This is a genomic window from Streptomyces sp. V3I7, assembly GCF_030817495.1.
Lineage (GTDB): Bacteria > Actinomycetota > Actinomycetes > Streptomycetales > Streptomycetaceae > Streptomyces.
Genome location: NZ_JAUSZK010000001.1, coordinates 4,552,352 through 4,573,620, shown reverse-complemented (window position 1 = coordinate 4,573,620; position 21,269 = coordinate 4,552,352). Strand labels below are relative to the sequence as shown.

At 72.1% G+C, this 21,269-nt stretch carries 18 protein-coding genes; 9 read left to right on the top strand and 9 right to left on the bottom strand.

Annotation, left to right across the window (positions count from 1 at the left end):
* Positions 1-275: 275 nt before the first annotated feature.
* The gene (locus QFZ74_RS21480; RefSeq protein ID WP_307622429.1) at positions 276-1,385 is read right to left on the bottom strand and encodes a Ku protein; all 1,110 of its coding nucleotides are present in this window, start codon (positions 1,383-1,385) and stop codon (positions 276-278) included.
* A 71-nt stretch (positions 1,386-1,456) separates the two neighbouring features.
* Here QFZ74_RS21480 and ligD point away from each other — a divergent pair, with 71 nt between their 5' ends.
* On the top strand, positions 1,457-2,338 hold the full coding sequence (ligD, locus tag QFZ74_RS21475) for a non-homologous end-joining DNA ligase (RefSeq protein ID WP_307622428.1): 882 nt from the start codon (positions 1,457-1,459) through the stop codon (positions 2,336-2,338).
* A gap of 192 nt (positions 2,339-2,530) precedes the next feature.
* On the opposite strand, the gene QFZ74_RS21470 is transcribed toward ligD, so the two are convergent.
* Entirely contained in the window at positions 2,531-3,334 is an 804-nt protein-coding gene (locus QFZ74_RS21470; RefSeq protein WP_307622427.1) for a nuclease-related domain-containing protein, read from the bottom strand.
* Positions 3,335-3,599: 265 nt separating this feature from the next.
* Here QFZ74_RS21470 and QFZ74_RS21465 point away from each other — a divergent pair, with 265 nt between their 5' ends.
* The 6 genes from QFZ74_RS21465 (at position 3,600) to QFZ74_RS21440 (ending at position 10,063) form a co-directional block, all read left to right on the top strand.
* Positions 3,600-5,000, top strand: coding sequence for an FtsW/RodA/SpoVE family cell cycle protein (locus QFZ74_RS21465; protein ID WP_307622426.1), 1,401 nt, complete (start codon positions 3,600-3,602; stop codon positions 4,998-5,000).
* Positions 4,997-6,505: a penicillin-binding transpeptidase domain-containing protein gene (locus tag QFZ74_RS21460; RefSeq protein WP_307622425.1), complete on the top strand. Its 1,509-nt coding sequence runs from the start codon at positions 4,997-4,999 to the stop codon at positions 6,503-6,505. The genes QFZ74_RS21465 and QFZ74_RS21460 overlap by 4 nt, the downstream gene beginning before the upstream one ends.
* A 111-nt stretch (positions 6,506-6,616) precedes the next feature.
* Complete coding sequence (locus QFZ74_RS21455) at positions 6,617-7,555, top strand: diiron oxygenase (protein ID WP_307622424.1); 939 nt, start codon at positions 6,617-6,619, stop codon at positions 7,553-7,555.
* A 56-nt stretch (positions 7,556-7,611) separates the two neighbouring features.
* The gene (locus QFZ74_RS21450) at positions 7,612-8,262 is read left to right on the top strand and encodes a TetR/AcrR family transcriptional regulator (RefSeq protein WP_307622423.1); all 651 of its coding nucleotides are present in this window, start codon (positions 7,612-7,614) and stop codon (positions 8,260-8,262) included.
* Complete coding sequence (locus tag QFZ74_RS21445) at positions 8,255-8,578, top strand: hypothetical protein (RefSeq protein ID WP_373462425.1); 324 nt, start codon at positions 8,255-8,257, stop codon at positions 8,576-8,578. The genes QFZ74_RS21450 and QFZ74_RS21445 overlap by 8 nt, the downstream gene beginning before the upstream one ends.
* Before the next feature lie 348 nt (positions 8,579-8,926).
* The gene (locus tag QFZ74_RS21440) at positions 8,927-10,063 is read left to right on the top strand and encodes a C40 family peptidase (RefSeq protein ID WP_307622421.1); all 1,137 of its coding nucleotides are present in this window, start codon (positions 8,927-8,929) and stop codon (positions 10,061-10,063) included.
* Here the strand turns inward: QFZ74_RS21440 and QFZ74_RS21435 are convergent.
* Genes QFZ74_RS21435 through QFZ74_RS21415 form a run of 5 tightly spaced genes read right to left on the bottom strand, consistent with a single transcriptional unit; the run spans position 10,024 to position 15,640 of the window.
* Positions 10,024-11,289, bottom strand: a complete 1,266-nt coding sequence (locus QFZ74_RS21435; protein ID WP_307622420.1) for a styrene monooxygenase/indole monooxygenase family protein — start codon at positions 11,287-11,289, stop codon at positions 10,024-10,026. The two genes, QFZ74_RS21440 and QFZ74_RS21435, sit on opposite strands and share 40 nt — an antisense overlap.
* A gap of 26 nt (positions 11,290-11,315) precedes the next feature.
* On the bottom strand, positions 11,316-11,951 hold the full coding sequence (locus tag QFZ74_RS21430; protein ID WP_307622419.1) for an ATP/GTP-binding protein: 636 nt from the start codon (positions 11,949-11,951) through the stop codon (positions 11,316-11,318).
* Positions 11,932-12,357, bottom strand: a complete 426-nt coding sequence (locus tag QFZ74_RS21425) for a DUF742 domain-containing protein (RefSeq protein WP_307622418.1) — start codon at positions 12,355-12,357, stop codon at positions 11,932-11,934. Before QFZ74_RS21425 ends, QFZ74_RS21430 begins: the two co-directional genes overlap by 20 nt.
* Positions 12,354-12,857: a roadblock/LC7 domain-containing protein gene (locus QFZ74_RS21420; protein ID WP_307622417.1), complete on the bottom strand. Its 504-nt coding sequence runs from the start codon at positions 12,855-12,857 to the stop codon at positions 12,354-12,356. Before QFZ74_RS21420 ends, QFZ74_RS21425 begins: the two co-directional genes overlap by 4 nt.
* A complete protein-coding gene (locus tag QFZ74_RS21415; RefSeq protein WP_373462424.1) occupies positions 12,854-15,640 on the bottom strand; it encodes a nitrate- and nitrite sensing domain-containing protein in 2,787 nt (928 codons plus the stop codon). The genes QFZ74_RS21420 and QFZ74_RS21415 overlap by 4 nt, the downstream gene beginning before the upstream one ends.
* Before the next feature lie 372 nt (positions 15,641-16,012).
* Between QFZ74_RS21415 and QFZ74_RS21410 the strand changes: the two genes are divergently transcribed.
* Positions 16,013-16,801, top strand: coding sequence for a protein phosphatase 2C domain-containing protein (locus tag QFZ74_RS21410; protein WP_307622415.1), 789 nt, complete (start codon positions 16,013-16,015; stop codon positions 16,799-16,801).
* A 380-nt stretch (positions 16,802-17,181) separates the two neighbouring features.
* On the opposite strand, the gene QFZ74_RS21405 is transcribed toward QFZ74_RS21410, so the two are convergent.
* Positions 17,182-17,673: a MarR family winged helix-turn-helix transcriptional regulator gene (locus QFZ74_RS21405; RefSeq protein ID WP_307622414.1), complete on the bottom strand. Its 492-nt coding sequence runs from the start codon at positions 17,671-17,673 to the stop codon at positions 17,182-17,184.
* Positions 17,674-17,891: 218 nt separating this feature from the next.
* On the opposite strand from QFZ74_RS21405, the gene QFZ74_RS21400 reads away from it, so the two are divergent.
* A complete protein-coding gene (locus QFZ74_RS21400; RefSeq protein WP_307622413.1) occupies positions 17,892-18,716 on the top strand; it encodes a lysozyme in 825 nt (274 codons plus the stop codon).
* Positions 18,717-18,798: 82 nt separating this feature from the next.
* Here the strand turns inward: QFZ74_RS21400 and lon are convergent, their stop codons facing one another.
* On the bottom strand, positions 18,799-21,228 hold the full coding sequence (gene lon / locus QFZ74_RS21395; RefSeq protein WP_307622412.1) for an endopeptidase La: 2,430 nt from the start codon (positions 21,226-21,228) through the stop codon (positions 18,799-18,801).
* Between the last annotated feature and the right edge of the window lie 41 nt (positions 21,229-21,269).

Here is a 21,269-nt window from a genome sequence, read left to right as displayed (position 1 = left end):
GGCTTTCCAGCACGGAAGTTGAACGGAGTGCCACCCTCCTGTGCGGAAATGGAAATGGAATCTGCGACGAATCTCCACATGCTTTACGGGATCGACCCCTCGGGCGCATTGCCAGGGTGATCGGGAAACGGACACTCCGCGCCAACCGTGCGTAGTCTGACGCGGGCCGTCGCCGATTCCGTGGCCTTCGCGACGTAGTCGTGCAATCGATGTGCGGATTCACTGAAGTCGGATCGGGCGTCAGATGCGAGGGCGGGAGTCGAGGGCCAGGAGGATCAGGCGGGGCGTTTGCGGGGCGTCGCCTTCTTCGCCTGTGTCTTCTTGGCCGTCCCCTTGGACGTCGACTTGGAGGCTGACTTCGACGCCGACTTCGGCGCCGGCTTGGACGTCGTCGTCTTCGCCGTGCTCTTCGTCTGTCCCGCCCCGCCCGACGCCTTGCGCTCCGGCTGCGCCGTCTTCGACGTCGACTTCCTCGCGGAACTCGCCGAGGCCGCCGTCTTCTTCGCCCGCGTGGACGTCGACTTCTTCGCGCCCGTCTCCTTCGGCGTGGCGCGGCGCTTGGGGAGGTGGGTGACGTCCGCCTCCTCCGCAGCTTCCTCGCCCCGCGACTCCTTCGCGGCCCGCACGCTCTTCTCCAGGGCCGCCATCAGGTCGAGCACCTTGCCGCTCGCCGCCGGGGACGGCGTCTCGGGCGGGGTCTCGCCGGCCGCCTTCGCGGCGATGACCTCCTCCAGGGCCTCGCGGTACTCGTCGTGCAGGTCGGCCAGGTCGACCTCGCCGAGGGTGTCCATCAGGGCGTCCGCGAGGTCGAGTTCCTTGTCGCGGACCGTGACCTCCACGTCGGGGGCGACCCCCTCGGGCGAGCGGACCTCGTCCGGCCACAGCAGGCTGTGCATGGCGATGGCGTCGCCGACCACGCGGAGCATGCCCAGGCGTTCGCGGCCGCGCAGGGCGTACTTGGCGATGGCGACCTTGTTGTTCCGCTTCAGCGCCTCGCGCAGCAGCGTGTACGGCTTGGCGGCCGGGGCGCCGCCCGAGGCCAGGTAGTACGCCGCGGACATCTGCAGCGGGTCGATCCGGTCGGCCGGGACGAAGGCCACGATCTCGATCGTCCGCGCGGTGGGGATCGGCAGGTGGGACAGCTCCTCGTCGGTGATCGGGATGATCGTGCCGTCGGCGTCCTCGTACCCCTTGCCGATCTCCGCGCCGCTGACCTCGCGGTCCTCCAGCTCGCAGACCTTGCGGTAGCGGACGCGGCCGCCGTCCTCGGTGTGGATCTGGCGGAAGGAGATCGAGTGGCTCTCGGTGGCGTTCACCAGCTTGATCGGGATGCTGACGAGGCCGAACGAGATCGCGCCGTTCCAGATGGATCGCACGTGCTGCACCCTCCCGTTCCGGGTTCGAACGGCTTCTTCCGGTTTCCGGTTTCTTCCGGTTTCTATGAGATTGTCATCGTATGACGCCTATCACCGAGGTGGAGGGGCGAAGGGTCGCGCTCAGCAATCTCGAGAAAGTGCTGTATCCGGCGACCGGCTTCACCAAGGGCGAGCTGCTGCACTACTACGCGTCCGCGGCCGACGCGCTGCTCCCCCACCTCCGTGACCGGCCTGCGTCCTTCCTGCGCTACCCGGACGGCCCCGACGGTCAGCGCTTCTTCACCAAGAACGTGCCGCCCGGTACGCCCGAGTGGGTCACGACCGCCGAGGTGCCGCGCTCGGAGGGGCCCGCGCGGATGGTGCTGGTGCAGGACCTGGCCTCACTGATGTGGGCGGCGAACCTCGTCACGGAGTTTCATACGCACCAGTGGGTGATCGCGGCGCCGGGCGAGGCCGACCGGCTGGTCTTCGACCTCGACCCCGGGGAGCCCGCGACGATCGTGCAGTGCTGCGAGGTCGCGCTCTGGCTGCGGGACCGGCTGGCCGCGGACGGCATCGAGGCGTACGTGAAGACGTCCGGGGCGAAGGGGCTGCATCTGCTGGCCGCGGTGCGCGCGGCCTCGTCGCAGCGGGCGTCGGACTACGCGAAGGGGCTGGCGGTGGAGGCCGAGCGGGCGCTGCCGCGGCTGGTGGTGCACCGGATGACGCGGAGCCTGCGGCCGGGGAAGGTGTTCGTGGACTGGAGCCAGAACGCCGCGCGCAAGACCACGGCCACCCCGTACACGCTGCGGGCGCGCGCCGAGCCGACCGTGTCCGCGCCGGTGACCTGGGCCGAGGTCGAGGAGTGTGGGGCGCCCGAGCACCTCGTGATCCAGGCGTCGGACATGGCGGCCCGTTTGCGTGACCTCGGCGACCTGATGGCCCCGCTGCTCGATACCGAGCGCGCGGCCGCACTGCCCTGACCGACCACGACGACCCCGTCGCGGCCGCACTGCCCTGACCGACCACGACGACCCCGTACACGCACATCCCCGTTACGCCCCCCTCCCAGGTCCCCGTACACGCACACCCCCCGTTTACGCCCCTCCCAAGTCCCCGTACACGCACACCCCCCGTTTACGCCCCTCCCAAGTCCCCCTACACGCACACCCCCGCTACGCCGCCTCCCAAGTCCCCCGATCCCGCGCCATCGCGTGCAGCCCCTCCACGTCCGCCGGCTTCAGGGTGCCCCCCAGCCTCGCCAGCCCCGCGACCTCCGTCTCCCGCAGGACGTGGACGTCGCGCGGCATCGACGTCCCGGACACGTGTGACGGGGCCACCAGCACCAGAACCGGGTGGACCTCGGCCGTCAGCGCGTACGAGGCGCGGTCGGCGTCGGCGCGGACCCGGCGCAGCAGCGGGAGTGCCTCGCGGCGGCCCACGGTGACCATCGGGTCGGCCAGCTGTACGCGCTGCTTGCGGGCGTACAGGGTGTGCAGGGCGAAGAGGCCGCCGGGGCCGATGAGGAGGTGGTGGATGCGGTCGCCGCCGGGCAGCGGGAGGGAGTGCAGGGCGTGCCAGCCGGCGCCGTCGAGCCGGTCGAGGACCTCGCCGACCGTCTGCTCGGCCTGGAGGGCCCGGCGCCGCGGGTCGGGGCGGAGGCGGCGGGAGGGGGCGGGTTCGCGGTCGAGGGCGATCAGCAGGGCCTCGCCAGGGCGGTTCGGGGCGAGGTCGTCGTCCGGGTGGAGGTTCAGCCGGGCCAGCTCCGCCGGGGTCGGGACCGGGGGCGGCCCGATGGTCACCGGGACCGTGATGAACGGGTCCAGCGCTTCGAGGACGTCGTCCCTGCGGTCGGCGCTGAGCAGGTTGACCCTGGTCGTGTCACGGTCGTACCAGGCGATGTTCCTGCCGTCCGTGAGGCAGACGTACAGCCGCTCCTGGCCGTGCCTCCAGGTCGGCACGACGCGCAGTTCGCTCATGTGCCATCACCCCTTGACCATGGGACCAGGCAGGGCCCGCCCGGGGCAAGCGCGCGAACCGCCGACCGTCGCGCCCACGCCGGACGCGCGCCCGGCCGCCCACGCGCCGACGGGTCCAGAGCGGGCACCCGCCCCACCACCACACGACCCGAACCGCCACCGTCGCGCCTACGCCCAGAGCGGGTACCCGCCCCACCCCGCACCCACGCCACGCGAGGGCCCCCGCCAAGGCGCGCAAGCATCCCCCTTTGGGTAGGTTCCGGACATGACGAAGGCCGGAACCACCGTGTCGGCGACGGACCGCCTCCCGCCCGTCGCACGTCTGCCCCGGCGTCGCGGCATCGAGCTCGCGCTCATCGTGCTGGCCGTGCTGCTGTCCCTGTACGGCTACTGCCACGTCGGCCTGGCGCGGACCGGCTCCGTGCCGCCCGGTGCCGTCGGCTACGGCGCCGGGCTCGGGGTGCTCGCCCTGCTCGCGCATCTCGCGGTGCGGATCCGGGCGCCGTACGCCGAGCCCCTGCTGCTGCCCATCGGGGTGCTGCTCAACGGCCTCGGACTGGTCCTGATCTACCGGCTCGACCTGGAGACGCCCGGCGACCGGGCCGCCCCCGCCCAGCTCGTGTGGTCCACGCTCGGCGTGGGCCTCTTCATCGTGGTGGTCCTGCTGCTGCGCGATCACCGTGTGCTCCAGCGCTACGCCTACGTCAGTGTGGTCACGGCCCTCGGTCTGCTCACGCTGCCGATCCTCTTCCCGGCGGTGAACGGCGCGCGGATCTGGATCCGGATCGCCGGGTTCTCCATCCAGCCGGGCGAGTTCGCCAAGGTGCTCCTCGCGGTGTTCTTCGCCGCCTATCTGGCGGCCAACCGGGGCGCGCTCGCGTACGCGGGGCGCCGGGTGTGGTTCGTGCAGCTGCCCACGGGCCGGGTGCTCGGGCCGATCGTCGCCATCTGGCTGATCAGCGTCGGGGTGCTGGTGCTGGAGCGCGATCTCGGCACGTCGCTGCTGTTCTTCGGCCTGTTCGTGGTGCTGCTGTACGTCGCCACCGGCCGCACCGGCTGGATCGCGGTGGGGCTGCTGCTGGCCGTGCTGGGCGCGGTCGCCGTCGGGTGGCTGGAGCCGCATGTGCACAGCCGGGTCGAGGACTGGATGGACCCGTTCGCGACGATCAGGGCGGGGCAGGGCCCCAACCAGCTCGCCCAGTCGCTGTTCGCCTTCGCGGCGGGCGGGATGCTGGGCTCCGGGCTCGGCCTCGGCCACTCGATCCTGATCGGGTTCGCGGCCAAGTCGGACTTCATCCTGGCGACGGCGGGCGAGGAGCTGGGGCTGGCCGGACTGTCGGCGATCTTCCTGCTGTACGGCCTCCTCGTGGAGCGCGGCTACCGGGCGGGCCTCGCCCTGCGCGACCCGTTCGGGCAGCTGCTCGCGGTCGGCCTCGCCTCGATCGTGGCGCTGCAGGTGTTCGTCATCGCGGGCGGGGTGACCGGCCTGATCCCGCTGACCGGCATGGCAATGCCGTTCCTGGCGCAGGGCGGCTCCTCGGTCGTCACCAACTGGGCGATCACCGCGCTGCTGATCCGGCTCAGCGACTCTGCCCGGCGGCAGGGCGCGCCGTACGGACAGCCCGAGCAACGCCGGGCGTACGGGACAGCGCGGGTGGCCCCGTGACGACGTACATCCGGCACGCGGGCGTCTTCTGCGCCCTGCTCCTCCTGGCGCTGCTCGTCAACGCCACCCGGGTCCAGGTCTTCGAGGCGAGCACGTACGACGCCAACCCGGCCAACCGCCGTGCCACGATCGCCCGTTACGCCCAGCCGCGCGGCGACATCCTGGTCGGCGGCAGGTCGGTCACCGGCACCCGGGACAGCGGCGAGCAGCTCCGGCACGAACGGACGTACGCGGACGGCCCGTTGTACGCCCCGGTGACCGGCTTCGCCTCGCAGGTGTACGGGACGACGCTCCTGGAGCACACGGAGGACGGGATCCTGTCCGGCTCCGATCCGATGCTGGCGCCGCTGCCGCTGTGGAACGACGTCACGCGGGCGCGCAGCCCGTCGGGCAACGTCGTCACCACGCTGGACCGGGCGGCGCAGGAGGCGGCGTACCGGGGGCTGGCCGGGCGCAAGGGGGCGGTGGCGGCCGTGGAGCCGTCGACGGGGCGGGTGCTGGCGCTGGTGTCCACGCCGTCGTACGACCCGGCGGAGCTGTCCGGGAACGGGGACGCGGTGACGTCGGCCTGGGCGCGGCTGAACCGCGATCCGCGGAAGCCGATGCTCAACCGGGCGGTCCGGCAGACGTATCCGCCGGGTTCGACGTTCAAGGTGGTCACCGCGGCGGCGGCGCTGGACGCCGGGGTGGTGACGGACCTCGACGAGCGGACGGACTCCCCCGACCCGTACACGCTGCCCGGCACCCGGACCTGGCTGACGAACGAGTCCGAGGACTGTGCGGACGCCTCGGTGCGGGTGGCCTTCGCGTGGTCGTGCAACACGGTGTTCGCGAAGCTCGGCGTGGACGTCGGCGCGGAGGACATGGTGTCGACGGCCCAGGCGTTCGGCTTCAACGACACCGGGTTGAAGATCCCGTTCTCGGTGGCGCAGAGCACCTTCGACACCACCGTGGACAGGGCGCAGTTGGCGCTGTCGTCGATCGGGCAGTACAACACGCGGGCGACGCCGCTTCAGATGGCGATGGTGGCGGCGGCGGTGGCGAACGGCGGGCAGGTGCGGGAGCCGTATCTGGTGGAGCGGACCACGCGCAAGGGCGGCGAGACGGTCGAGGGCGCCGGCACTCATGACGTGCGGCAGGCGATGCGGCCGACGACGGCGGCGCGGCTGAGGGAGCTGATGACCGACGTGGTGCGGGAGGGCACCGGCACCAACGCGGCGATCCCGGGCGCGACGGTCGGCGGCAAGACCGGCACCGCGCAGCACGGCGTCGACAACTCCGGTACGCCGTATGCCTGGTTCGTGTCCTGGGCGCAGGCGGACGACGATCTGGAGCCGAAGGTGGCCGTCGCGGTGGTGGTCGAGGACGCGTCTGCGGACCGGGGAGACATCAGCGGGGGCGGGGACGCGGCGCCGATCGCGAAGTCGGTGATGGAGGCGGTGCTCGGGCTGCGGGACGCGGACCAGCGTCGCGGGGCGGGCGGCCGGCCCGCGCATCGCCGCTGACTCAACCGCACGAGAGGCGGCGGCAATTGACGTACAGGGGATTGACTGACTTGCTGACGAGCAGTCTCATAAGAAGGGAATGCGTACCCGCGGTGACTGAGTGAGGGAGCGATGACGACCCTGACGGAAGCCGACGCGCCGGGCGGCATGCGTGACGCGCTCGGTCTGCTCAAGGACCGGGAGCAGGTCGCCCGGCGGCTGCTCGCCTCCTCCGCGAAGCACTCCTTCGACCCGGACGAGGAGCTGGACTGGGACGCGCCCTTCGAGGAGGGCAAGTGGTTCTGGCCACCGGAGCTGGTGTCGCTGTACGGCACCCCGCTGTGGCGGCGGATGGGCGAGGAGCAGCGGATCCTGCTCTCCCAGCACGAGGCGGCGGCGCTGGCCTCGCTGGGCATCTGGTTCGAGATCATCCTGATGCAGCTGCTCACCCGGCACATCTACGACAAGGCGGCGACCAGCGCGCACGTGCGCTACGCGCTCACCGAGATCGAGGACGAGTGCCGCCACTCCAAGATGTTCGCCCGGCTGATCGCGCACGGGGACACGCCCTGGTACCCGGTGGGCCGCTTCCACCACAACCTGGGGCGCCTGTTCAAGACGGTCTCGACCACCCCGGGCTCCTTCACGGCGACGCTGCTCGGCGAGGAGATCCTGGACTGGATGCAGCGGCTGACCTTCCCCGACGAACGGGTCCAGCCGCTGATCCGCGGGGTGACCCGGATCCATGTGGTCGAGGAGGCCCGGCACGTGCGCTACGCCCGCGAGGAGCTGCGCCGCCAGATGATGACGGCTCCCCGCTGGTCCCAGGAGTTCACCCGGCTCACCTCCGGCGAGTTCGCCCGCGTCTTCTCCGTGGCCTTCATCAATCCCGAGGTCTACACGAACGTGGGCCTGGACCGGCGGGAGGCGCTGGCCCAGGTCAGGGCGAGCGCCCACCGGCGGGAGGTCATGCAGACCGGGGCGAAGCGGCTGACGGACTTCCTGGACGAGATCGGCGTCCTGCGGGGTGTCGGCCGGCGCATGTGGAAGTCGTCGGGACTGCTGGCTTAACCGGAGTGACCGGAGTGCGGGGCCGTGGGTGCCGATCCGGTAATACGCTGCCGGTCATGACCCAGCAGGCCGCCGCTCCCGCCTACCGCCGGCTCAGCGTCGAGGCGCGTCGTGCCTCGCTGCTCGACGCCGCGCTGTCGCTCTTCGCGCACCGACAGCCCGAGGACGTGTCGATCGACGACGTGGCCGAGGCGGCCGGGGTCTCGCGCCCGCTGGTGTACCGGTACTTCCCCGGCGGCAAGCAGCAGTTGTACGAGGCGGCGCTCGGGTCGGCGGCCGAGCAGCTGAAGCAGTGCTTCGACGAGCCGCGCCAGGGGCCGCTCGTCCCGCGCCTCGCCCGTGCGCTGGACCGCTACCTCGCGTTCGTCGACGAGCACGACACCGGCTTCAGCGCGCTGCTGCGCGGCGGCAGCGTCGTGGAGACCAGCCGGACGACCGCCCTCGTCGACGGGGTGCGGCGGGCCGCCGCCGAGCACATCCTCAGCCACCTCGGCGCGACGGATCCGGGGCCGCGCCTGCGCATGACCGTGCGGGTGTGGATCGCGGCCGTGGAGGCGGCCTCCCTCATCCGGCTCGACGAGGACAAGCAGCCGCCCGCCGCCGAGCTGCGCGACTGGCTGGTCGAGCAGTTCACCGCCTCCCTGGCGGTGACCGCCGCCCGCGACCCGCAGACGGCCGCACTCGTCGCCGCGCCGGCGGATGACTGAGACTGGTGGCGTGAAGAGTCAGGACACCCCCTTCGAGGGCGGCCCCATGGACGGGCGCGTGCTGCCCGTACTGCTGGGCGCCACCGGCCACCCCCCGAAGACGTACCGCATCCCGGTCCCGGACGCCCACGGCGGCCCGCCCGCCGTCCTGGTCTACCGGCGCGAGCCCCGCGGCCACAGCAGGAGGCTCGGGCTCGTGCAGGGGTGGAAGTACGTGTACGACCCGGAGGGGAAGAAGCGCGGCCGCCTGAAGTGGCCGTGGTCGAAGCCCGGCACCGAGCCGGAGACCGGTCCCGGCACCCAGCCGCCCGCCTAGGGTCTGTCGTTTGGATCAGGCCGGCTGTGAGGTGCGGTACCTCTCGACCGACCCGAGCGGGGTCTGGTGCGTGCAGCTGCAAGGCGGAGGAGGGCGTCAACGCGGAGCATTGGCAACCGACGACAACGCGGCAGATGTGCGTGCCAGACCCCGCGACGCCGGGATGATCCAAACGACAGGCCCTAGCCACACGCCACGCCGTCCGGCAAGCCGGATGACGCGGACGGGTGACGTGGTTGCTCCGGACCGCGTACACCGGGCGCGCGGATCGCCCGCGTATGTCTAAGGCTCACGGTGCACAGAGGAGCGGACAGATCCCGCTGCTCCCTTCGCACCGGAGGTGATGACGTGTCAGGACGGCTTCTGCGTCTGATCTGCACGGCCACGGTGGCGGTCCAGGCCGCCCTCGTTCCCGTCCCCGCCACGGCCGCGCCCGACCCCCAGCGGTCCGTCTCGCAGCTGCTGACGGACCTTCAGCGGCTGTACCGCGAGACCGAGCAGGCCACCGAGGCCTACAACGCCACCGAGGAGAAGCTGAAGGAGCGCCGTGCCGACGCGAGACGGCTGGAACGCGACCTCGCCCGCGCCCGCACCGCCCTGCACGACAGCCGCCGCGCGGCCGGCCGGCTGGCCCGCCAGCAGTACCAGGGCAGCACGGACATCTCGCCGTACGTACGGCTGCTGCTCGCCCGCGATCCCCAGCACGCGCTCGAAGAGGGCCATGTGATCGGGCAGTTGGCGCGGGAGCGGGCGCGGACGCTGAGGCGGTTCACCACCGGCGAACGGCGGGCCGACACGCTCGCGCGCCGGGCGCGCTCGGCGCTGAACGAGCAGGTCGCCCTCGCCCGGCAGCAGGAGAAGCAGCGCGACGACGTACGGGCGCGGCTCGCCGGCGTCGAGGAGATGATCTCCTCGCTCAGCGGCGACCAGCTCGCGGCGCTGGCCGCGTTCGAGCGCGACGGGATCGCCAAGGCCCAGGACCGGATGATGGCGTCAGGAGCCCTGAGCGGCAGCCGGGCCCCGTCGGCTGAGGGCGAGCGGGCGGTGCGCTACGCGGTGGACCAGCTCGGGAAGCCGTACGTGTGGGGCGCGCAGGGGCCGCGGGCGTACGACTGCTCGGGGCTGACCTCGCAGGCCTGGGACCACGCGGGCAAACCGATCCCGCGGACCAGTCAGGAGCAGTGGGCGCGGCTGCGGCACGTGCCGCTGTCCGCGCTGCGGCCCGGCGACCTCGTCGTGTACTTCCCCGAGGCCACGCACGTCGCCCTGTACCTCGGCGGCGGGATGGTGGTGCAGGCGCCGCGGCCGGGGGCGCACGTCAAGGTGTCACCGATCGCGGCCAACCCGGTGCTCGGTGCCGTACGGCCCGACCCTCGCGGGAAGCCTCTGGGGCGCTACGCACCGCCGAGGCTTCCCGCGAGCGCGCTGCACGGGAGCAACGAGGGTTACGCCTCCGCGGCCGCGCCCGCCACCTCGGCGAGGTAGGCCTCGGCCTTGGCCGGCTCGTAGAAGAAGTTCTCGAAGTCGGCCGGGTTGTCGAAGCCGTTGGCGAAGCGGTCGGCGACCGGCTGGAGCTGGCCCGCCGCGCCGATGAGGTTCAGGATGTGCTCCGGCGGCGGGGCCAGCATGGCGTTCGTCCACTTGGTGGTGTGCTGCATGATGTCCCAGTAGCGGTCGAACGTGGCCTGCATCCAGGCCTCGTCGAACTCCCGCTCGCCGCGCTCGAGGATCGAGGCGAGGTAGGTGGCCGCGCACTTGGACGCCGAGTTGGAGCCCTGGCCGGTGATCGGGTCGTTGGCGATGACCACGTCGGCCACGCCGAGGACCAGCCCGCCGCCGGGGAGCCGGCCGATGGGGTTGCGGACGGTCGGGGCGTAGCGGCCGGCGAGGGTGCCGCCGGCGTCGGTGAGCTCGACCTTGCGGGCGCGGTCGTACTCCCAGGGCAGGAACTTCTCCATGAGTTCCAGGGTCAGGGAGAGGTGCTGCGCGGGGTCCTTGACGCCGTTGAAGACGTCGAGGGGGCCGCCGGGTATGCCCTCCCAGAACAGGATGTCCGCGCGGCCGGAGGTGGTCAGGGTCGGCATGACGAACAGCTCGCCGACACCCGGGACCAGGTTGCAGCGGACGGCGTCGAACTCCGGGTGCTCCGGGCGCGGGCCCATGCCGTGCACGTACGACACCGCCAGCGCGCGCTGCGGCTCGCTGTAGGGGGAGCGGGAGGCGTCGCGGCCGAACATCTGGACCAGCTCGCCCTTGCCGGCCGAGACCAGCACCAGGTCGTAGGCGCGGGAGAAGTAGTCGAGGTCGGAGACGGCGGCACCGTGGATGACGAGCTGACCGCCGCGCTGGGCGAAGGTCTCCATCCAGCCGGCCATCTTCACGCGCTGGTCGACCGACTGCGCGTACCCGTCCAGCTTGCCGACCCAGTCGATCGCGCGCTGCGAGGGGCCCGGGTCGAAGGAACCGGGGGCCGCGACCGAGACGCCGAGCCCTTCGATCTTCGGGGCCTGGGACTCCCAGAAGTTCAGCTGGAGATCGCGCTCGTGCTGCAGTGCCGTGTCGAACATGCACTGTGTCGACATGACGCGCCCGGCGCGGATCTCGTCCGCGGTCCGGTTCGACATCAGGGTGACCTCGTATCCGTGCGACTGGAGTCCGAGGGCCAGCTGGAGCCCGGACTGGCCGGCTCCGACGACGAGTATCTTCCGCATGAGGGTGTGGTGCTCCTAGAGAGGGTTCACTCGGGGGTTTCGGCCAGCGCGTGGCCGACCAGGGTAAGGAGGGTCTCGATCGCCGAAATCCGGCGGCGCGCATCCATGATCATGACGGGTATGTGCGCGGGGATGGTCAAGGCCTCGCGTACGTCCTCCGGGTCGAACCGATCGCTGCCGTCGAACTGGTTGACGGCGACGATGTACGGCAGTCCGCAGCTCTCGAAGTAGTCGAGCGCGGGGAAACAGTCCTTCAGGCGGCGGGTGTCGGCCAGCACGACGGCGCCGATCGCGCCGCGCACCAGGTCGTCCCACATGAACCAGAAGCGCTGCTGTCCGGGCGTGCCGAACAGGTAGAGCACCAGGTCCTCGTCGAGCGTGATGCGCCCGAAGTCCATGGCGACGGTGGTGGTCCGCTTGTCCGGGGTGTCGGAGAGGTCGTCGTGTTCCTCGCTCGCCTCGGTCATGGCCGCCTCTGTCTGCAGAGGCGTGATCTCCGAGACGGCGGTGACCAGGGTGGTCTTGCCGACGCCGAAGCCGCCCGCCACCACGATCTTCGTGGCGACGGGAGCGCGGGTGCGGTCCGTCTGCCAGGACTTCGGTTCCTCGTCGGGATCGACGAAGCGGGCGACGCCGGCGGCGTCAGAGACGGCGGAGTCCATTCAGCACCCTTTCCAGCAGAGCGCGGTCCGGGCGGCCGACGCCGTGACCGGTTCCGGTTCCGTACACGCGGATCTTTCCCTGGTCCGCCAGGTCGCTCAGGAGCACGCGGACCACGCCGAGCGGCATCTGCAGCAGCGCGGCGATCTCTGCCACCGTACGCATACGGCGGCAGAGTTCGACGATGGCCCTCATCTCCGGCATGACCCGGGTACTGAGGGAACCGTTCGTCAGTTCCTTTCGCTCCTCGCCGGCTTCCAGAGCCGCGGTGCTCGCCACCATGGTCTCGACGAGCAGGACGTGGCCGAAGCGGGTACGGCCGCCGGTGAGCGAATAGGGGCGGACGCGGGCGGCCTTGCGACCGCCTCCGCGTACCGGGAGGTTGTTCTTGGAGTTACTGCTGTTCATCGGGCGCTCCCCGTGGAATCGGACTCCAGGGATTTTCGAAGCTCGCTGCGGAGTTCGGGCGTCAGGACGTGGCCGGCGCGGCCCACGAAGAGCGCCATGTGGTAGGCCACCACGCTCATGTCGCAGTCGGCGGAGCCGTGGACGCCGAGCAGCGAGCCGTCGCTGACCGACATCACGAACAGGCTGCCCTCGTCCATCGCGACCATCGTGTGCTTCACGCCGCCGTACTTCATCAGCTTGGCGGCGCCGATGGTCAGCGAGCCGATGCCCGAGACGATGGTCGCGAGGTCGGCGGCGGAGCCGCGAGGCCCGCTGCGCCGCTCGCCGTAGGACTCCCGGGCCCCGCGGGCGACGCCCGGGTCGGAGGCCAGGAGCAGCAGGCCGTCGGAGGAGACCACGGCGACCGACTGGATGCCCGGCACCTCCTCGACCAGATTGGTCAGCAGCCAGTGCAGGTTACGGGCTTCATTGCTCAGCCCGTAGGTGCTGGGCGCGGTCAACTGGTTGCCTCCTCGACTGTGCCCCCCGCGGCTGCTTGCGCCTGGGGTGGTGCGGCGTCGGGCCGTTGGTTGCGGGTCGTCTGTTCGATCTCCGCCTCGACGTCACGGCGGCCGGCGTCCGCACCGCGGTGGAAGCCGCCGAGCCGTCGCCGCAGGGCTTCGGCGTCGACGGAGCCGGTCCGCTGGCGCGGGGCCTGGACGGGTGCGGTGATCTTGGGTGTGCGCTTGGGAAGGCCCTTGTTGGTGATGACCTCCTCCTCGGCGGCGTCGTCGGACGCCGGGGAGGTGCCGGAGGTGCCGGGCGCGGTGGCGTCCGGGGTCCGCTCGTGGATGTCGGGGCCTATCGCGTAGAGGTCCGCGGGGGTCACGGGGTCCGCGGGGGCGATGGGGCCCGCGGGGGCCACCGGGGCCATCAGCTCCATCGTGCTCTCGGCCGGGGTCTCCGCAGGGGCCAGGGGGGTGGCCGGGGCGGCGGTCGGGGCGGTCGTGTCGCCTGTCGTCGGAGCCTGTCCCGCGTCCCGTACGGCCTTCTCGGCGAGGGCGACCAGCGGGTCCCCCTGGACCGGACGGGCCGGGAGGACGTTGGAGTTGGCCTCGGCGTCCGCTCCCGGCAGGGAGTAGCCCTGCCCGCCGCCGCGCACGGTGGTGGCCGGGCCGGCCGTGGCCGGGGCCTGCGCCAGCAGGGACGGGGTGAGGACGACGACCGCCGCCACTCCGCCCTGCTTCTGCTCGCGCAGCTGGACGCGGACACCGTGGCGGTGCGCGAGGCGGGCCACGACGTACAGGCCGAGGCCGAGGCCGTCGCCGCCCTCGTGGTCGTACGGGCTTTCGGGGTCGAAGGCGGTGAGGCGTGCGTTGAGGCGCGCCATGCGCTCCTCGGTCATGCCGATGCCCTCGTCCTGCACGGAGAGCATGATCTCGCCGCTCTCCAGCAGCCAGCCGGAGACCTCGACGGGCATGTCCGGCGGGGAGAACGCGGTGGCGTTCTCCATGAGTTCGGCCAGCAGGTGGGAGAGGTCGTCGGCCACGAAGCCCGCCACATGGGCGTGCGGGGGGAGCGCGGCGATCCGGACGCGCTCGTAGCGCTCGACCTCGCTGACCGCGGCGCGCACGACGTCGACGAGCGGGACCGGGTCGGGGCGCTGCTGGAGGTGCTCGGTGCCGGTGAGGACCAGGAGGTTCTCGCTGTACCGGCGCATGACCGTGGCGAAGTGGTCGAGCTTGTAGAGGGTGGCGAGCCGGTCGGGGTCCTGCTCGCGCTCCTCCAGGCTCTCGATGACGGCCAGTTGGCGCTCCACCAGGCCCAGCGTGCGCAGGGCGAGGTTGACGAACGTGCCGCCGATGCTGAGGCGGAGCTGCTCCATCTGCTCGGTGGCGTGGGCGAGTTCCGCGCGCAGCTTCTCACGGGCGTCCGCCATCTGCTGGCGTTGGGCGACCAGGTGCTTGCGGTCGGACTCCAGCGTGGCGATGCGCTCGTTGAGGGGGGCGGCGCCGGCGCGCAGGGTCTCGGCGTACGCCTGCAGGGCGTTGACGGAGCGGACGACCTGGGCGAACTCGTCGTTGCGGCCGGTGTACTTGATCGGTTCCTCGGCCAGCGGGTCCGCGGCCTGGGCGAGGCGGGCGGAGCCGCGGCGCAGCACCGAGAGCGGCTGGGTGAGGGTGCGCGCCATGGCGGTGGAGACGCCGATGGAGACCAGCATCAGGGCGCCGAGCACCGCGATGCGGATCTCCAGCGCGGTGACGTCCTCGTCCCGCGTCTGGGCGAGGTCCTTGGCGCGCCGGTTGTAGAGGGCGGACTCGGCGCCGCGCATCAGGTCGACGCGGGCGGACAGGGCCGCGTCCAGCCTCTTGGCGCTGACCGCCGCGCCGTTCGTGGAGAGCGTCGGCTGCGCGGTGAGGACGGCGAGGTACCTCGCGGCGGAGTTGACGTCCGTGCCGGTGACCGTGGAGTCGTACGAGGCCACGGCGGAGTCGGGCGCGCTGTCGCGGAAGTCGGCGAGCGCGGCGTCGGCCCGCAGCCGGGCCTGCTGGGCGACGGCGGTGAGCGCGTCGCGCTGCTTTCTGCCCTGCGCGGTGGGGACGGTGGTCGTGACGGGCAGACCGGTGACCGGGCTGACGACCGTCTGGGGGGTCCCCGGGACGTTGAGGGCGGCGAGGAGCAGACCGCGGGCGGCGGCGGACTGCTGGACGGCCGCGTCCAGGTCGACGAGCGCGTAGGCGCCGGAGCCCGACCGGGCGGACATCCGCTCGGCCAGCTGCTCGGCGAGCTGGTGCAGTCCGACGATGACGTCGGTGTACGCCTGGTGCGCCTCCAGTGCCGTGCTCTTGCCGCTCAGGGCGTTCTCGCGCGCGGTCTTGACGGCGTCGAGGTCCTCGCGCAGCGAGGCGGGGGCGCCGGATTCCGCGCGCAGTTCGGCGACCTGCCGGTCGACGCGGGCGCTGCGCTGCCCGGAGGGCGCGCTGGTCCTGGGGCGTCCGGCCGCGATGTAGGAGGTGACCTCGTCGCGCTCGTCGGCCAGGGAGTGGGCGAGCGCGAGGGCGTCCTGGGTGCGCCCGGCGAGGGTCACCAGCTCCTGGGAGTCGCTCACCTGCCCGGAGGCGGCCAGGACGGACGGGGCGCCCGCGGCTGCCGTCGCGGCGGCCACGACGGCCACGACGACGATGAGCCGGTTGCGTACGTGGGTCGGCCGGCCACGGCCGACGGGGGTGCGCTCGGCGGCCCCCTCAGGAGCCGTCTGATTGCCTTTGCGCCGAGGCCGCTTTTTCTGCACCGGTGCTCGCATTCTGAACTCGTGTACCCATGGGCCCGGGTGGCACTCCGTCAAGTCGATGCCGGGCCGGCGCGTACGACCCGTACGGCCGGTGCCCGACACTCCCAGTGCCAGTGGTCAGTGGTCGAGCATCACCTGACCCGCCACCTCAAGGAGTGAACCTCGGAGGGGAGTTGACGGGCAAGTTACTCGACCGGCCACATGAACGTCTTCCGGCGGGCCGGTTGGACTCGGGGGGCAGCCTTTGGCAGTATTCGCCGCCACGCCTTCCCGGAACGGTCCAATCCCGCACAAACCCGGCGGCGACCAGGCCCGCGGGCGTCAATTCGGGAACGGATGCCGTCCTTTGGCGGCGCCTGTGAAGGGCTCGTGCAGACTGACCCGATGCGCACTGAAGTCATTTCGGAACCCGGCGACCCCGCCCGCCCCAACGAGGACTTCGCCGCTGTCGGACTACCGGCCTGCGGGCAGGGGGGTTGCGTGATCGCCCTGGACGGGGTGACACCACCGGAGAGCGGGACCGGATGCGAGCACTCCGTTCCCTGGTTCACGGCGAGACTCGGCGGGGCACTGGCCGAACTGACCGTTTCCGACCGAGATCTGACGCTGCCGGAGATCCTCGCCCGCGCCATCAGCCGCACCGCGGACGCCCACGCTCAAACCTGTGACCTTTCTCACCCACGCACCCCTCAGGCGACGGTGGTCCTGGCCCGCTGGTCGGCCGCCCGCGTGGAGTACCTGGTGCTGTCGGACTCCGCCCTGCTCCTGGAGTCCCCGGACGGCACGGTCACCCCGGTCCTGGACGACCGGCTCTCCCGTGTCCCTCGCTCCCTCCTGATCAGCGACGCCGTCGCCGACGCCACCGTCCGCAACAAGGAGGGCGGCTTCTTCACCGCCGCCGCCGATCCCTCGGCCGCCTCCCGCGCGGTCACCGGCACCCTCCCGCGCCGGGAGGTCCGCGCCCTGGCGGCGCTCACCGACGGGGCGGCCCGCTGGGTCGAGAAGTTCGGTGCGGGCGAGTGGGCGGACTGCCTCGCCCTCGTCCGCAAGGAGGGTGCGCGGGCCCTGATCGACCGCGTACGCACCCTGGAGACCGCGGACCGCGACGAGCGCGCCTTCCTGCGCCGCGGCAAGACCCACGACGACGCGACGGTGGTGTACGCCGAGCTCTGACCCCGGAGCAGCGACGCCCGGGGCCCGCGCCAACGGGCGAGCACGCGACCCTGGCGGCTGGAGCCCCACGCCGGGAGCAGACAGCCGGCCCGGGCCACTCCTCCGCGCCCGCGTTCAACCAGCGCGGCAACCGGGCCGGTTCAACGCCCCCGGGACCACGCAAAACGAGCGAGCACGCGACCCGGCCGGCCGGCGCCACACGCAATCAGCCACAGCCCGGCCCGGTCCCAGGGCGGGCTACTCCCCCGCGCCCGCGTTCAACCAGCGCGGCAACCGGGCCGGTCCAACGCCCCCGGGACCACGCAAAACGAGCGAGCACGCGACCCGGCCGGCCGGCGCCACACGCAATCAGCCACAGCCCGGCCCGGTCCCAGGGCGGGCTACTCCCCCGCGCCCGCGTTCAACCGGTGGAGCAGTCGGGCCAGTTCCGCGACCTCGTGGCGGTCCCAGTGGGCGAGCTTGCGGACGTAGCGGGCGCGGCGGGCGTCGCGGACGCTGCCGACCCGGCCGCGGCCCTCGTCGGTCAGGGTGACCAGCCAGGCCCGGCCGTCGGCGGGGTCCGGTTCGCGGGCGACCAGGCCGAGTTCCTCCAGGGCGCGCAGCTGGCGGGACATGGTGGCCTTGCCGACGCCGATGTAGCAGGCGAGTTCGGTGGCACGCTGGCTGCCGTGTTCGTCGAGGCGCACGAGGAGGCCGTAGGCGGCGGGCTCCAGATCGGGGTGGACCTCGCGGGCCATCTCCCCCTGGCTGGCCCGGGCCCGCCGCAGCAGCACCGTCAACTCGCGCTCCAGATCCAGGAACTCCTGGTCTGCACCACTCGGCGCCACCCCTCCGGCGACGTGCGGTCCGTCGCCGTTTGCCTTCTCGTGCACGTCAGCACCCCTGATCGGTTTCGCGGTCCTGAAAGTTTCTGCCAAACGACGCCATTGCCGCAGCTCCGTAAGTATTTCGCAGGAGTAGACCAACGGCAGCCTCCTGCCCCTCTTCCCAGCCCGGGTCTACGTGCGTAGCGTCGAGGCCGCACCACTGAATGGCATGCTCACGCCAGTGCGTCATCCGCGGCTCCCCACCAACACCTCGGAGGCACGTCATGCCCGTGCACAGACCTGGTTCGCTCCGCCCCCGCGCCCTCACCGCCCTCGTGGCCGGACTGCTCGCGGCGCTGTCCCTCACCCTTCCCCTCTCCAGCGCCGACGCGGCGACCGCCCCCGCCCGCGGCTCCGCCTTCATGGGCATGGGCGTCGCCGCCCACGACGGCCAGGGCGGCACGCCCAGCTCCGGTGACGCCACCCAGACCGAGGGCGTCGACGTCTCCGGCTACCAGGGCAACGTCGCCTGGTCGACCCTGTGGAACAGCGGGGTCCGGTGGGCGTACACCAAGGCGACCGAAGGCACGTACTACACGAACCCGTACTTCGCCCAGCAGTACAACGGGTCCTACAACGTCGGCATGATCCGCGGCGCGTACCACTTCGCGACCCCGGACACCACGACCGGCGCCACCCAGGCCAACTACTTCGTCGACCACGGCGGCGGCTGGTCCCAGGACGGCAAGACCCTGCCGGGCGTGCTCGACATCGAGTGGAACCCCTACGGCGCCGCCTGCTACGGCAAGACCCAGAGCGGGATGGTCAGCTGGATCGCCGACTTCATCAACCAGTACCACGCCCGCACCGGCCGCTGGGCCGTCATCTACACGGCCACCAGCTGGTGGACCCAGTGCACCGGCAACTACGGCGGCTTCGCTGCCAACAACCCGCTGTGGATCGCGCGGTATGCGACGGATCCGGGGACGCTGCCGGCGGGCTGGGGGTACTACACCATGTGGCAGTACACCTCGACCGGCCCGACGGTTGGTGATCACGACAAGTTCAACGGAGCTCTGGACCGCGTCGTGGCCCTCGCCAACGGCTGACGCGCGCCAGGTGCCACCGGTACGGCGAAGGCCCGGGCCTCCCTCACGGGACCCGGGCCTTCGATCCGTCCGGCCGCGTCCGTCACGCCGCCGCCGGAACCTCCGCGGCGTCCTGCACGGCCGCCGACAGGGCCAGTTCGAGGACCTCGCGTACGTCCGTGACCGTGTGGACGTCGAGCTTGTCCAGTACCTCAGCCGGGACGTCGTCCAGGTCGGGCTCGTTGCGCTTGGGGATGACGACGGTCGTCACCCCGGCCCGGTGTGCGGCGAGCAGCTTCTGCTTCACGCCGCCGATCGGCAGCACCCGGCCGGTGAGCGAGACCTCGCCGGTCATCGCCACGTCCGTGCGCACCGCGCGGCCGGAGAGCAGGGAGGCGAGGGCCGTCGTCATCGTGATGCCCGCGCTCGGCCCGTCCTTCGGCACCGCGCCCGCCGGGAAGTGGATGTGCACGCCCCGGTCCTTCAGATCGGCCACCGGCAGCTCCAGTTCGGCGCCGCGGCTGCGCAGGAAGCTCAGCGCGATCTGCGCCGACTCCTTCATCACGTCGCCCAGTTGACCGGTGAGGGTCAGGCCCGACGCCCCCGTCTCCGGGTCGGCCAGTGACGCCTCGACGTAGAGGACGTCACCGCCCGCGCCGGTCACCGCGAGGCCGGTCGCCACACCCGGGACCGCCGTACGGCGCTCGGCCGGGTCCTGGGCGGACTCGGGCACATGGTGCGGCCGGCCGATCAGACCGCGCAGGTCCTCGTCCCGCACGGTGAACGGCAGCTCGCGCTCGCCCAGTTCGTGCTGGGCCGCGACCTTGCGCAGCAGCCGCGCGATCGAGCGCTCCAGGGTGCGCACGCCCGCCTCGCGCGTGTACTCGCCGGCCAGCTTGCGCAGCGCGCTCTCGTCGAGCGTGACCTCGCCGGTGTCCAGGCCCGCCCGCTCCAGCTGGCGCGGCAGCAGGTGGTCACGGGCGATGACGACCTTCTCGTCCTCGGTGTAGCCGTCCAGGCGGACCAGCTCCATGCGGTCGAGCAGGGCCTCCGGGATGGCCTCCAGGACGTTGGCCGTCGCCAGGAAGACGACGTCGGACAGGTCCAGTTCCACCTCCAGGTAGTGGTCCCGGAAGGTGTGGTTCTGCGCGGGGTCGAGGACCTCCAGCAGGGCCGCCGCCGGGTCGCCGCGGAAGTCGGAGCCGACCTTGTCGATCTCGTCCAGCAGGACCACCGGGTTCATGGACCCGGCCTCCTTGACGGCACGCACGATGCGGCCGGGCAGGGCGCCGACGTAGGTACGCCGGTGGCCGCGGATCTCGGCCTCGTCGCGCACACCGCCGAGGGCGACGCGGACGAACTTGCGGCCCATGGCGTGGGCCACCGATTCGCCCAGCGAGGTCTTGCCGACGCCGGGCGGCCCGACCAGGGCGAGCACGGCACCGCCGCGCCGCCCGCCGACCACACCGAGACCCCGGTCGCTGCGCCGCTTGCGCACCGCCAGGTACTCGGTGATCCGCTCCTTGACGTCGTCCAGTCCGGCGTGCTCGGCGTCGAGCACGGCCTGGGCGCCCTGGATGTCGTAGGCGTCCTCGGTCCGTTCGTTCCAGGGCAGTTCGAGGACCGTGTCGAGCCAGGTGCGGATCCAGGAGCCCTCGGGCGACTGGTCGCTGGCGCGCTCCAGCTTGTCGACCTCCTTGAGGGCGGCCTCGCGGACCTTCTCCGGCAGGTCGGCGGCCTCGACGCGGGCGCGGTAGTCGTCGGACTCCTCGGCAGGATCCTTGCCGTCCTCGCCGTTCAGCTCCCGCAGTTCCTTGCGGACGGCCTCCAGCTGGCGCCGCAGCAGGAACTCGCGCTGCTGCTTGTCGACGCCCTCCTGGACGTCCTTGGCGATGGACTCGGCCACGTCCTGCTCGGCGAGGTGGTCGCGCAGCCGCTGCGTGGCGAGCTTGAGCCGGGCCACCGGGTCGGCGGTCTCCAGCAGCTCGACCTTCTGCTGCAGGGTCAGGAAGGGTGAGTAACCGGAGTTGTCGGCGAGCGCGGAGACGTCGTCGATGCCCTGGACGCGGTCGACGACCTGCCAGGCGCCGCGCTTGCGCAGCCAGCTGGTGGCGAGCGCCTTGTACTCCTTGACGAGTTCGGTGACATGACCGGGCAGGGGGTCGGGCAGTTGCTCGTCGACGCGGGTGCCCTCGACCCACAGCGCGGCGCCCGGGCCCGTGGTACCTGCGCCGATGCGCACCCGGTCGCGGCCGCGGATCAGCGCGCCCGGGTCGCCGTCGGCCAGCCGGCCCACCTGCTCCACCGTGCCGAGCACACCGGTGCTCGCGTACGTCCCGTCGATGCGCGGCACGAGCAGGACCCGGGGCTTGCCGGGCGCGGAGCGGGCGGCGGCCTGGGCGGCCTCCACCGCGGCCCGTACGTCCGGGTCGTTCAGGTCGAGCGGGACCACCATGCCGGGCAGCACGACCTCGCCGTCGAGCGGCAGCACGGGCAGGGTGAGCGGCGTGGACGCCGTGGACTCAGCAGCCATGATCTCCCCTAGAGCAATCAACTTGAGTTACATGGACTCAA